Source organism: Ochrobactrum sp. EDr1-4, assembly GCF_049199085.1.
GTDB lineage: Bacteria > Pseudomonadota > Alphaproteobacteria > Rhizobiales > Rhizobiaceae > Brucella.
On record NZ_JBLZOF010000005.1, the window covers coordinates 100,100 to 112,466 of the forward strand.

Genomic DNA, 12,367 nt, shown 5'->3' on the forward strand with positions numbered 1-12,367 from the left:
CGTCAGAATTTCAGCGTTGGTGGCAGATCAGATGGCTGCACGCCGACAAGTGAAAGACTGCTGACGATCCACTCATTGACCTTTCCATCCGCACGTCGTTTCTTGAGCCAGACGTCCACGAAATCACGGAATTCGCCCTTCTCGTCTTTGCGCACGCCAATCGTCGTCGGCTGGCTATCCAATGGCTCTGGAACAAACACTTTGAATTTGTCACCAAGCTTATGCGCTGTCACCACAGACATCAGTGCGACCTGCACGATGGCATCGGCCCGACCAGATTGCAGGGCGATAACGGTTTCATCCGCACCTTTGAGCGCAACCAGCGTACAATTGGGCAATGTTTTACGGGCAAAAAGATCCTGCGTGGAACCAAGATCAACCGTAACGCGGATTTCCGGCTTATTCAGCTCTTCCCACGTTTTAACATCCCGGTCTTTGTTGGTGATGACAGTGAAGACATTGTCCATCATCGCTTCAGTAAAATCGACGGTCTTGGCGCGTTCAGGATTATTGCTCAGCGCAAACATGATGTCGATTTTGCCACTCTGAAGATCCATAACGGAATTGCCCCAGGTGGTTTCGACCATTTCCAGCGGGACACCGATATTTTCGGCCAGATCCCTACCCATGGAAACGCAGAACCCGTCCCATTCGCCGGTTGCAAGATTTTTCTGATAATAGGGCGGAGTACCGTTAAAAACGCCGATGCGCAAAGCACCCCGATCCTTGATCGATTTGAGCGTAGCGCCTTCTTCGACAGCCCATGATACCCCGGGTGCCAGCAGAACTGCTGTGCCACCCAAAAGCGTTGTCTGGATAAACTTACGTCTGTTCATTGTTGTTTCCCTCTTTTTTGACCGAGCATTCCGTCGAACATTATTGGGCGCTTGTATGCGCCAGACTGCTTTCTCTACTAAATTTATTGGAAAGCACCACCGAGTAACTGACGTTCTCGATCTCTTCTATCTGCGCCAGCTCTTCAATCAAAGCCTCCAGGTCTTCGAGAAAACCAACATGCACGCGGCACATTATGTTGGCCGGTCCACTGATCGCATCCGCGGTCAGGATTTCCGGGTAAGCACGCAATGTCGCAAACAAACGCTGCGCTATGCGCTGTGCGGCCGTGATAAACAAATAGGCGGAAATGCTGTTATCGTCCGTTGCCCGACGAACAATGGCGCGATAGCCCAATATGACGCCACGCCGCTCCAGACGGCCAATGCGCTCTTGAACGCTTGATCGGGCAAGACCCACGCGCCGGGCCAACTCGCTTGCAGGAAGCCGTGCATTCTCTTCCAGGATACTGACCAGATTTCGGTCGATGCTATCACCGTAGTCCATCGTGTTCCCTTATCTTTGTTTTTATTGAGAATGCGGCTCTTTCTCATCAAATAAAAGCATTGAAAATTGGATTAGTCATGACTTAAACTCATGATGAAATTTTGAGGAAACCCAATGCGCCGTTTTCTTCCCTCACTCTCCGCACTGCATGCTTTTGATGCGTCCGTGCGATATCTCAGTTTTACGCGGGCCTCCGAAAACTTAGGCATGACGCAAAGCGGCGTTAGCCGTCAGATTCAAAATCTTGAATCTTTTCTTGGGCTTAAGCTTTTCGAACGTGCAGGGCCGCGACTGGTTTTAACGGAAGAAGGGCAAAGCTATTACGAAGAAGTCTCGCGCATCCTCGCAAAGCTTGAAGAAGTGTCAATGGATGCAGTGCGCGGCTATAAAACGCAAAGCCTGCTCAAAGTTGGCCTGCCACCAACACTGATGCGCAAATGGGCGCCAGGCATTATCAGCACATTTGCCAGATCACATCCGCAAATATGGTTTGAAGTGTTTCCTTGCTCACATGATCTCGATTGGAGCAAATCCGACCTTGATCTCGCGGTTCTGCGCGGTATCGGCAACTGGGCGAATGTGCGCAGTCATTTGCTTTTCGATGAAGAACTGGTCGTGATTGGCTCGCCCGACGTTGTGCCCGAGAATGGGCTGAACGGAGACGTAGAACTGCTCGATTTTCCACTGATCCAGAATTCAAACCGGCCGAGCCTATGGCTGCACTGGCTGCGTGGCGCGGGTATCCATTATAACAAGCGCATCTTTGGACCACGCCTTCCAACGCACGACATCATCATCGAGTGCGCTGTTGCGGGAATGGGGCTTGCGATAGCGCCCAAAATTTTCGTGCAGGACGAATTGCGCTCCGGAAAGCTCAAGCTGGCGCTTGATCGTGTTCAGACATCAGGAGAAAGCTATTTTCTATGCTCGGCACAAGCGCGTCAGGGATCAAAAAACGTCCGCCTGTTTCGCGACTGGTTCATCGCAGAAGCAAAACGCCACAGACATCAAGTGCCTGTGGCGTGAGGTGCTCAAATATAAGAGCGTTCAACGGGCTTTAAGTTGAGCGGGTCTTCACCGCGTTTTAAAAGCCACGAATAAACGGGCGGAACACGATCAGCGATCGATTCAACATGAATATCGATAAAGCACGGGCCATCTTTCCAGGCGAAAGCCTCGGACATAGCGGCATCCAGCTGATCTGCCGTTTTGGCGGTCCATGCTTTCAGACCATAGGCTTCGGCAATCGCCTGTCCTTTTGGTGCCAGAAAATCAACACCGAAACATTGATTATGCCCTTTCAGGCGATGAAGGCCTTTGATCCAGCCGAACGTTCCGTTGTTAAACAAGATCAGAAGTGCGGGCACCTGCAATCGCACCAGCGTTTCAAGTTCACCCACTGTCATCCCAAAGGAACCATCGCCAAACAGTCCGATTGGACGCTTATCGGGATCCGCACGCCACGCACCAACCGTTGCTGGCAAAGCCGAACCTAAACCACCAAAAGCACGCGGAATAGCAAAGCGCGTTTCACGATCATTGATCTTCAGAAAGCGCGTCATATAGGGCGTTGGCGTTCCAGCATCTGAATAGATCAATGCTGGCTGACCCGATTGACTAAGCGCTTCATTAAACGACCGCACAACGCGTTCAGGGCGCAAAGGCACCCGCTCATCACTCAGGGCTTCTTCAGCATGCTCCCAGAATGTGCGGCGATGCGCATTCAGTTCTTCGATCCATTTATCATGCCTTTTAGGCTCGTCTGTTTGCTCAATCTGCAACAACTCATCCAGGACCAGCAATGCATCGCCCTGAATAGAAAGCAGGTTCTCATAATTATTGGCCATGATTTCTGGCGAAATATCGATCTGAGCAAGGCGCCGGTTCAGCGTGATCCTGGGAAAAGTCCAGCCAATCGTCACTACTGAGCCAATCCGCGATCCGACAAACAATGTAAAATCGGAATGCTCCAGCGCCCAGTTTGCATGAGGGTGATAACCATTGTCACCGATCACACCAATCGCGAGACGGTGGTCATCATCAATCGCGCCCTGCCCTGTCATGGTTGTGCACATTGGAATATCAAAACGCTCGGCAAGTTTGGTAATTAGCCCGCCCGCATGGGCACGGTTGACGCCACCACCCGCGACGATCAATGGGCGCTCGGCCTTTGCAATAAGTTCGAGAAGTTCATCGAGTTTGTGCTTTGGCGGAAGTGTGGGGAAAGCAGGAAAGGTTTTGCACTCTTCTTCAACATGAAGCGAGATGCGTGCAGGATCGACTTCGGCCAACAACATATCCTCTGGAATTTGCAGATGCACTGCACCCGGCTTTCCTGAACAGGCGACACGGAATGCACGGCGGATGATTTCCGGCAGCTTATCGGCAGATTTCACTTGCACCGAGAGCTTCGTCACCGGCTCGAACAGTTTGGCGCAATCAAGTTCCGTGAGAACACCGCGACCTTCGCCGGGCAAAGGAATATCGATTGTCAAAAGAATGACAGGAACGGATGAGCCATTTGATTCCGCAACAGGTGGCAACGAATACATGGCCCCCGCGCCCGACGGACACTCAAAAACACCCGGCTTATTGGAAAAGCGACCATAAGCGTCGGCCATATAACCAGCAGAGCGTTCATCGCGCGCCATGATATGGCGGATTTCGCCTTCGCGCTGCTGCAATGCTTCATAGAGAGGCACATTGGTATCGCCCGGCACACCGAAAATCGTCTCGACACCGTAGCCAATCAACATTTGCACCAAAATATCCGCGCCGCGCATTCCATTACTCCTTCAGAATCTGATGCGCGCAGAATATGGGCGAATTTCTTCGGTCTGGACCGGCGGATCGACGGCTGAATGATCGCTATACCTGCGGAACGCAGGTGAGTGAATGTTAATTGCGGCTCCTTCGCCAGACAGCGCCCCAATAGATATAAAGAAGGAGGTAAGCGAGAGAATGGGACGGCCACTCAGCCGCCCCGTATTTCTGGTTATATAATATATTCAGCTAATGCTTTTTGCCGCCTTCTGCCGGTTGTACGAGTTGCAGCTCCGTCCTTTGTAATGAAATAGATGTAATGGAAAGCATCTGCGCGACCGCTCATCAGACATACATCGTGACGTTCCCATTCAAGCTGCATCATATCAAGAAGCCGCTCGAACATATTAGATGCTGTTGCCGACCAAAAGCTTACTGCACCACCCTGTGTTAAAGCCTCTATGGCAACCGATAGACCGTCTCGTGCGTAGATTGCATCATTATCTTTTCTCACCAGAAAATCCGGCCCATTATCCGTATCCATCAAAATCATGTCGTACTTTGAGCGGCTGGCAGTCAATGTCTGCATCACATCACCAACAACGACTTCGACGCGAGTGTCATTGAGTGGATAATTTGTAAGATGCCCGATGCGGTGCCGGCTCCATTCAACTATTTCAGGAACAAATTCGCACACAGTCACCTTTGCATATTCAGGCAAAATGTCGAGTGCGGCTCTTAACGTAAAGCCCATTCCAAGGCCGCCAATCAGAACATTTTTCGGTGAATGATTTAGTATTCTGAGTGAACGTTCAGCAAGAACGGTTTCTGACTGAACGTTTATATTCGACATAAGTTCGAGCCCATTAAAACGGATCTCGTAAATATCATCTCGCCTGCGCAATAGTATCTCGTCGCCAGCAATGTTACTGGTGCGAGCAATCTCAGTCCAAATAGCCATGATAAATCCCAACCATGGAACTACCTTTTAAAAGGTAGAACTTTGATAATTCTGGGTGATTGGATTTTCTGGGGTCGCTGCGCCTAAAGGAACAGCAACCCAATGGCATCGTCAGACCGGGCGTCCATCATCAGCGGGAAGGCCGACTGGCTATTCGATATAGCGATATAAAACCGCTGAATATGAAATTTTGTTGCCATGAGCCTAAGAACATTGAACTTCTGGTGAATGGTTACTCGTAGGAAATAACTGCACCGATTGCAATGACTGAAGTGATATCGCCAGAAAAGAGAATTGTCTGCAAGTTAAGCCTTTTAATTTGGCTGGTTAAGCCTCCAGAGGGTAGAAAGCGGACTTGGGAATGGGAAATAGGCGCACCACAGCGAACAGCTCTATGCTAAACTGATCACCATCAAGCATCTTTTTTACATGCTCACGCCTATAGGCCTTAAGCAACATCATCTTCCAGGCAAGCTGATAGTCCGTGATGATGACGCAAAATCGTCTGGAAGTTACGCAGCATATGCTAACTCGATAATTTCGCTGATGGCATCCAGGGCTAACTACGATCAGTAGCCCTCAATAGTAATATCAACGGCAATGCAGCTAAGCTGGCATACATCATCAACAGGAAGCAATCTGCATAAGCGATCACTTCTGCCTGTACACTAACAAGCCCATTTATCTCTGCTCGCCCTTGCAAAGAGGACACATCTACTGCGTTGCCTAATTGCTGAAGGGCCCGGGAGTATGGTGAGACATCCCGAGCCAATGATGAATGTATGATCTGTTGGTTTTGAACGAGTAAGAAACTCATCACAGAAATGCCCACGCTGGAACCGATATTTCTGACAAGATTATAGAAAGCTGTTCCTTGTGTTCTTAACGCGTCAGGAAGAGTAGCGAATGCAACAGTCGACATCGGGACAAAAACAAACCCTATTCCAAACCCCTGAATAATGCCGGTCCTTATAAGCGTCGCCTCCGACACATTCTGAGTGAACTTGCTCATTTCCCACAACGAGTAAGCGGTCATCATAAAACCTGCGGCCAATAGTAATCGAATATCAACCTTCCCAATTAAGCGACCAACTAAGATCATTGCAATCATAGTTCCAATGCCACGGGGAGCGAGCACTATACCGGCTGTCAAAACAGGATAATCCAATAACTCCTGCAGATATGGGCTCAACATCGCAAGTGTTGCGAGTAGAACAGCGCCAACCACGAAAATCAGAAATTGCGAAACAACAAAGTTTCGATCAACAAACAGATTACGATTTATAAAGCTTTCAGACCTTGCAGTGGCAGTGTGAACAATAAAGAGGTAGAAGCCCAAAATGAATAGCCCAAATTCAAAGCGAATTTCGACAGATTGGAACCAGTTCAGTTCCTGTCCGCGATCCAGAAACAATTGCAGCGAGGCTATTGCAAGGCTGAGTGTCGCGAACCCAAAGGCGTCAATGCGAGCGTTAGGATTAGATGGTCGTTTCGGCAGATATCCTACGGCAAGAAATAGAGCGAACGCTCCAATCGGAACATTTACATAGAAAACCCAACGCCAGTCATAATACTCAGTAAGCCAACCGCCCAAAGTTGGCCCCAGGATCGGCCCAAGCATAACCCCAAGCCCAAACATGGCCATCGCTTGCCCTTGAATGCGTCGAGGGTAAGTGTCTAAGAGCGTTGCTTGAGCAAGGGGAACCAATGGCGCACCAAACACTCCCTGGATAAGACGAAATACGACCATCTCAGTCAGGCTGGTAGCGGTTCCGCATAGCATGGACGCGCCCACAAACCCAATGATGCAAATTATGAACAAACGGCGGCGGCCAAATCTTTCTTCCAGCCAGCCAGTCGCCGGGGTCGTGATGGCCGCGGCAACAATATAAGATGTCAAAACCCAGTTAACTTGCGTGCTTGTGGCTGACAACGCTCCTTGCATATAGGGCAAAGCAACATTTGCGATGGTAGAGTCCAGGGCCTGCATTAGCGTCGCAACCATAACACAGAGTGTTATCGCAACTCGTCGCGATCCGGCGGCCTGCTGATTTTCGACCAACGGCGCCGCCATTAAAAATTCACTATGCTGGCCAGATCAGCCATCAAAGTTTTTAGCGTCCGGCGATACCCCGTATGAACAGTTACACTGGCGCTTGAGCCCACCCGCAAAAGAACATCATCTGGACGATCTTCAATTGAAATACGAACGGGAATGCGTTGCACAACCTTCACCCAGTTACCACTCGCGTTTTGCGGCGGCAGCAACGAGAACACAGACCCGGACGCTGGGGAAATACTCGCGACCCGCCCATGGAGTTTCAGATCAGGATAATTATCAACGACAATATCGACAGAATTACCTACTTTAATATGAGCGAGGTCTGTCTCTTTAATATTGGCATCAACCCACGACTGCGTTGAGACAAGTGTGAAGGCTGCCTGGCCCGGCACGAGGTAAGTCCCTATTTGAATATTGTCCACTTGTGTTGCGATACCATCAAACGGTGCACGCACTGTGGCCTGTTTTAAATTCCAAGCCGCCTTTTCCTGCATTGCCATTGCTTGCTGGTATTCTGCTTGTTGTTCAACCGGAATATCTACAGATCCACCGAGTAAGGCCAGAGTTGAATTGGCTGCGTCTTGGGCCGCTATCCGCTGATCCTGTGCAACGCGCAGGTTCCGCCGCGCCTCTTCAGCAGCCTGTACAGTTCCTACTCCTGTTTGGCGAAGCTGTTGAGCCCGATCAAGTTCACCTTGTGCATATGTGACATCAGCTTCAGCTTGCTCAACAGCGGCTAAGTTTTGTTTATATGTTAATGCAAGGCCATCCAGCTTTTCACGCGCGGCTTGAACCTGTGCCTTAGCTTGATCAAGTGCTATGCGATAAAGATCCTGGTCAATTTCAAAAAGAGTGGAGTTAACGGCAATATGCTCATTCTCGACCGCAGTGATATGGGTGACCCGACCTGAAACCTGGGCGACAATAGTCACATTGGGCGCGCCGACATAGCTGTCGTTTTCCGAAACCGTACGACCACCAGTAAAATAAATTAAAAGTGCAATTACGATTGCGACAATGGGACCCGCAAATAACAGAACAGGCCTGATCATGCTTTCGGAGTGCAGTCCACTGCTCTCGCTGTTATCATCATCTTTTTTGAAAGTCTGATCTTCAGTCACTGAAACCTCGCAATACAAATTTCAGAAGCATTATAAATCACGGCGCTTAACAGGATTTATATTACAAACAACGACGCAGACTATTCAATATGCCTGGAAGCTCTCGATCAATATTTTTATTTTTAATGCACAAAAGAAAACATCAAAAGGTGTATTCGCTTTAACGGGTTCGCATGTTATAACCAGTTAAGCATTTCAAAAATTGGAATTTTTACGCGCTTAGGACGCTACCAATCCCGATCTGTCATGTAATTAAGATAGCCCGTAAGTCATTCACATTGGTCCCTGTAGGCCCGGACATATAAAGATCCTGAATTGAACTGAATGCTGCCCAGGAGTCATTACTGGATAATGACGCACCAGGATCCACATCCGCCTCTCGCATTCTCGCGAGGGTGTCCGGCATTACAAACGCACCAGCGTTGCTCTCGGAACCATCAATACCGTCCGTATCAGCCGCGAAGGCGCACACGCCGTCTAAACCTTGCAAAGCAATGGCAAGTGCCAGCAGAAACTCACTATTGCGACCACCTTTGCCACTTCTCCCTCGAAGGGTCACTGTGGTCTCGCCTCCAGACAAAAGCAGAATGGGTATAGGAAAAGGTCGATTGCCCAGCTTAATTTCACGCGCGATCGCCGCGTGGACCCCGGCTAATTCAGCGGCAAAGTCTTCCAATTCAAGGATAGAAAGCAATTTTTCGGGAGACTGTCAAAGAGTGATTGCAGCGGAGGATTGTGACTGCCTGCTCTCCTCCCCACTTATCACAAAGCAAACTGAAACGGCAGCGTAACCTAAACCTGACTACCGTTCTGCTTGAGGAGCAAATAGTATTTGACTTGATCTATAGGCAGGCAATTTCACGCCACATGTTTGTTGCGGCATGGCGTAATTCACGGTGATCGGCGGAACTGAATTTGTTTCCTGGGAAGTAATGCAGGTTGTAAGTAGGGTCGTGAATGGAAGCGAACTTTGTAAATGTCGAGCTGCCTTGAAACGCTTCATTATGCCTTCTCGTCGCCCAATAGGCTGATGCAAATTCTCGCCGCGATTGTTTAAAAAAACTTATGCTGGCGATGGTCGCAAACGCTCAGGCCGATCTCACGATTTGCAGCACCATAAGAACCCAGCTTGTCGGTCACCACGACGCGAGGCGAACAGCCTTGGTCAGATAAAAGTTTCCGGATAAAGCGGTTGGCATCGCTAGTATGGCGGCGTTTTTGCACGACAACTTCAAGGACAAACCCATCCTGATCACCCGCACGCCAGAGAATGTGTTTCTCACCTTTGATGGATATCACACATTCGTCCAGGTGCCATTTCTCAACAAGCCGTGGCGTACGACGACGATACTATTGGCATAGCGTCGCCCGAACTTCTCATCCCATTCACGCATTGTCTTGTTGGTAACGATGATGCCACGGAAAGCCAGCTTGGCCTCGACCATGCGAAAGCTAAGTGGAAAATGAAAATACGACCTTACTGCTTCTGCGATAATCTCAGCGGAAAAAGATGGTGGTGATAAAGCTAAGAATGAGGTTCGGTCATCCATTTTTACCACACCCCAAGCTTACGCTAAAGTTAAGGTAACGGTGCCGTTGCGATGTTGATTTGTGATCTACCAAACACCCACTCGATTAGGCTGTATTGTTTATATCGCGTGCGATTAAATAGAATCGTCATGCCACTTAGTGTCGCTCTCGCATCATGTTTTCGAGCATGACCTTCTCAATTATTTATAGTTGTTCCCCGCCCAAGCTGGTGAATGGCCGGGGAACAACGAGAGCTTAACGTTGTGCCACAGGACGCACCAGCGGTGTTACACGCCGGATTGTGACGCGCCGGTTTTCTTGCTCGGCCGCCTGTGTGCGTATTTTGAGGAAGCGTTCGCCATAACCCTGTGTGACGAGGTTTTCAGCTGGAATATCATAAACTTCGGTCAAGAGGCTGGCTACTGACTCTGCACGACGGTCTGACAAGATAAGGTTCGAGCGATCCGAGCCAATAGCATCTGTATGCCCTTCGATGAAGAAAGTTTCACCCAGATCTTTCTGCAAAACTTTATGCATGGCATCAGCCACTTTTCGCAAGGTTTTTGCCTGTGAAAGAGAGACCTCCGCGCTTCCCGTCGCAAAATGAATTGTATCAAGATCGATACGTCTTACTTTGTCGCGAACTCGTGCTGAATGGCGGACTTCATCAATCGTGTAAACACGTTCAACACGCTCAACAGGAGGGCGAGCAAGGAAATCATAGAAATCGCGGTCAGGATCATCTGCGACATCGATAATATAATCACGAACAGGAACTGTCAGCCGCATTGGCGGCAGTTCATAGCCGACATCCACGATAGCAGCGCGTGGCCCGTCATCATATTCGGGGGCGTAGATCATGAGATAGTCATTGCCATCCCTATCGATCCTATTGCGCTGTAGAATATCGCCATAGCGGTTATAAACTGTCACGATTTCGTAGCCGCCGGGGCGTACAATCGTCTCGCGCATGCGGCCTCCCGGCAATTCATCATAGTAGGTGCGCTCTGCATCGCGACGAAGGCGAGGACGGTCGTCACCCCGAACAAAAATTCGATCGCCAGCACCCAGAATGACACGATTGTCAACCTGTTCAATGACCTTAACGTTTGTCACATTGTTATTGATATTGTCGAGCGTCGTGTTGTTAACAACAGTGTTATTGATAACCGTATTGTTGATTATATTGGTTGTTTCAGGAACTGCAAAGGCAGGGGCAGCGTCAATGCGCGTACCCTCTTGTTTGAGATTTGCCTCTATTTTTTCAGACAAATCCGCCTTCAACGCTTCTGGAATGGCGACTTGAGCAGATGCGTCGTCGACAGGTGGCGCTGTATTTTCCTCACTCGCGCGTTGTTGTTCACGCTGTTTACGACGATCTTCACGAGATTTATTGCCACCCCAACTGTCTGCATCTTTATCGCTGTCGAGGATTGCCGCACCGTTGTCGACTGGCAAAACAACAGTCTCGTCACTCTTTGCAGGGTCTTTCGCAATTGCTTGTTTTTCATCGTTCGTGCGTTCGTCAACAATCTCCGGTGCCGGTACTGGAGCAATTGTTTGCTGCACCCGAGGGTTCGGATCTATTGGTTGCTCAATGAGCGGCTGTGTAGATGCACCTTCAGGTCCTTTTGGAGGTGTTGAAGGCTGATCGATGGATTGTTCCGGTTGTGGGGGAACTTCACTTTGAAGTGGTTGGGCATCATTTGATGGCTGCTGCGGTTGTTCAGTGGTGTCTTCCTGAGACGGAGTTTCTGGAGCTGGGAGCGGCTCGTCAGCTGGTGCGGTAGGCACTTGAGGTGCAGACTGTTGTTCCACTTCTTGTGGTGCGGGTTCTTCAGCAGCTTTCCTACGCGCCTCTTCTTCTGTTGCACGTTGTTTATCTTCGTTCGCCTGCTGTTCGGCTGCTTTCCGCTTTGCATCCTCAGCGGCTTTCTCTTGCTCTAGAGCGTGCTTCGCAGCTTCCTCTTTGGCTGCTTTCTGTTCTGCTTCGGCGTTGCGTCGCATCTCTTCTTCGGCAGCACGCTGCTGCTGTTCGGACTCTTGACGAGCCTGTTCAGCTTGCTGACGTTGTTGTTCGATGGCGCGCTGATCTTCCTCTGCAGCTTGCCGCGCCTGCTCCGCAGCACGCTGCTGCTCGATAGCTTGACGATCAGCTTCTTCCTGAACTGCTCTTTTTTGCTCTTCGGCCTGACGTCTATTTTCTTCTTCTGCAGCTCGCTGTTGTTCGTCAGCTGCGCGCTGGGCCTCTTCCTGAGCGCGTCTCAACTCGTCTTCTTGCTGCTGACGCAGATCTTGGCCTTCTGATGTCGGCTCACCGTTATCCTGGGCCAACAGCACAGGGGGCTCTAAAGTTTCTGACATAACCGGTTGGACGCTGATTGAAACAGAAAAAGCTGGTACAAAGACCGTAGCAAAAAGCATCATACGCTTAGAACGAATAGACATAGCCCTTCTCCTTATGGACGGCATAAATTGCGAGCATTTTGCCGGAAAAATTGCCTTATGTTGCTATCGGTATTTGCTGATTAAGAATAAAGTGCGACAAGCCCACAAAAATGTTAACCAGAACTTTATGAGCCTGTTCTG

Annotated in this window: 8 protein-coding genes and 2 pseudogenes; 1 reads left to right on the forward strand and 9 read right to left on the reverse strand. The window is 49.6% G+C overall.

Features of this window, described 5'->3' with window-relative positions; translation table 11 throughout:
* Positions 1-2 precede the first annotated feature (2 nt).
* Both ACOZHT_RS16830 and ACOZHT_RS16835 read right to left on the reverse strand, forming a co-directional pair.
* On the reverse strand, positions 3-836 hold the full coding sequence (locus tag ACOZHT_RS16830; RefSeq protein ID WP_421566081.1) for a transporter substrate-binding domain-containing protein: 834 nt from the start codon (positions 834-836) through the stop codon (positions 3-5).
* 40 nt (positions 837-876) lie between these two features.
* The gene (locus ACOZHT_RS16835) at positions 877-1,341 is read right to left on the reverse strand and encodes an Lrp/AsnC family transcriptional regulator (protein ID WP_421566082.1); all 465 of its coding nucleotides are present in this window, start codon (positions 1,339-1,341) and stop codon (positions 877-879) included.
* A gap of 114 nt (positions 1,342-1,455) precedes the next feature.
* On the opposite strand from ACOZHT_RS16835, the gene ACOZHT_RS16840 reads away from it, so the two are divergent.
* The gene (locus ACOZHT_RS16840) at positions 1,456-2,367 is read left to right on the forward strand and encodes a LysR substrate-binding domain-containing protein (protein WP_310014569.1); all 912 of its coding nucleotides are present in this window, start codon (positions 1,456-1,458) and stop codon (positions 2,365-2,367) included.
* 5 nt (positions 2,368-2,372) lie between these two features.
* Here the strand turns inward: ACOZHT_RS16840 and ACOZHT_RS16845 are convergent, their stop codons facing one another.
* From ACOZHT_RS16845 to ACOZHT_RS16875, 7 genes and pseudogenes are all read right to left on the reverse strand, one after another.
* On the reverse strand, positions 2,373-4,124 hold the full coding sequence (locus tag ACOZHT_RS16845; RefSeq protein WP_421566083.1) for a thiamine pyrophosphate-binding protein: 1,752 nt from the start codon (positions 4,122-4,124) through the stop codon (positions 2,373-2,375).
* Between the two features lie 212 nt (positions 4,125-4,336).
* On the reverse strand, positions 4,337-5,065 hold the full coding sequence (locus ACOZHT_RS16850; protein ID WP_421566084.1) for a hypothetical protein: 729 nt from the start codon (positions 5,063-5,065) through the stop codon (positions 4,337-4,339).
* A 559-nt stretch (positions 5,066-5,624) separates the two neighbouring features.
* Positions 5,625-7,139, reverse strand: coding sequence for a DHA2 family efflux MFS transporter permease subunit (locus tag ACOZHT_RS16855; RefSeq protein ID WP_339510944.1), 1,515 nt, complete (start codon positions 7,137-7,139; stop codon positions 5,625-5,627).
* Positions 7,139-8,248 (reverse strand): HlyD family secretion protein, encoded by a 1,110-nt coding sequence (locus tag ACOZHT_RS16860; protein ID WP_421566085.1) that lies wholly within the window; start codon positions 8,246-8,248, stop codon positions 7,139-7,141. The genes ACOZHT_RS16855 and ACOZHT_RS16860 overlap by 1 nt, the downstream gene beginning before the upstream one ends.
* Positions 8,249-8,492: 244 nt before the next feature.
* Positions 8,493-8,924, reverse strand: a pseudogene (locus ACOZHT_RS16865) (MOFRL family protein); the annotation flags it as partial.
* Between the two features lie 166 nt (positions 8,925-9,090).
* Positions 9,091-9,798 (reverse strand): annotated as a pseudogene (locus tag ACOZHT_RS16870) (IS6 family transposase).
* Between the two features lie 235 nt (positions 9,799-10,033).
* Positions 10,034-12,226, reverse strand: a complete 2,193-nt coding sequence (locus tag ACOZHT_RS16875) for an OmpA family protein (protein WP_421566086.1) — start codon at positions 12,224-12,226, stop codon at positions 10,034-10,036.
* Positions 12,227-12,367: the final 141 nt, after the last annotated feature.

Coding starts and splice junctions, on each gene's coding strand:
- ACOZHT_RS16830 (WP_421566081.1), bottom strand. CDS start 836: ATGAACAGACGTAAGTTTATCCAGACAACGCTTTTGGGTGGCACAGCA.
- ACOZHT_RS16835 (WP_421566082.1), bottom strand. CDS start 1,341: ATGGACTACGGTGATAGCATCGACCGAAATCTGGTCAGTATCCTGGAA.
- ACOZHT_RS16840 (WP_310014569.1), top strand. CDS start 1,456: ATGCGCCGTTTTCTTCCCTCACTCTCCGCACTGCATGCTTTTGATGCG.
- ACOZHT_RS16845 (WP_421566083.1), bottom strand. CDS start 4,124: ATGCGCGGCGCGGATATTTTGGTGCAAATGTTGATTGGCTACGGTGTC.
- ACOZHT_RS16850 (WP_421566084.1), bottom strand. CDS start 5,065: ATGGCTATTTGGACTGAGATTGCTCGCACCAGTAACATTGCTGGCGAC.
- ACOZHT_RS16855 (WP_339510944.1), bottom strand. CDS start 7,139: ATGGCGGCGCCGTTGGTCGAAAATCAGCAGGCCGCCGGATCGCGACGA.
- ACOZHT_RS16875 (WP_421566086.1), bottom strand. CDS start 12,226: ATGTCTATTCGTTCTAAGCGTATGATGCTTTTTGCTACGGTCTTTGTA.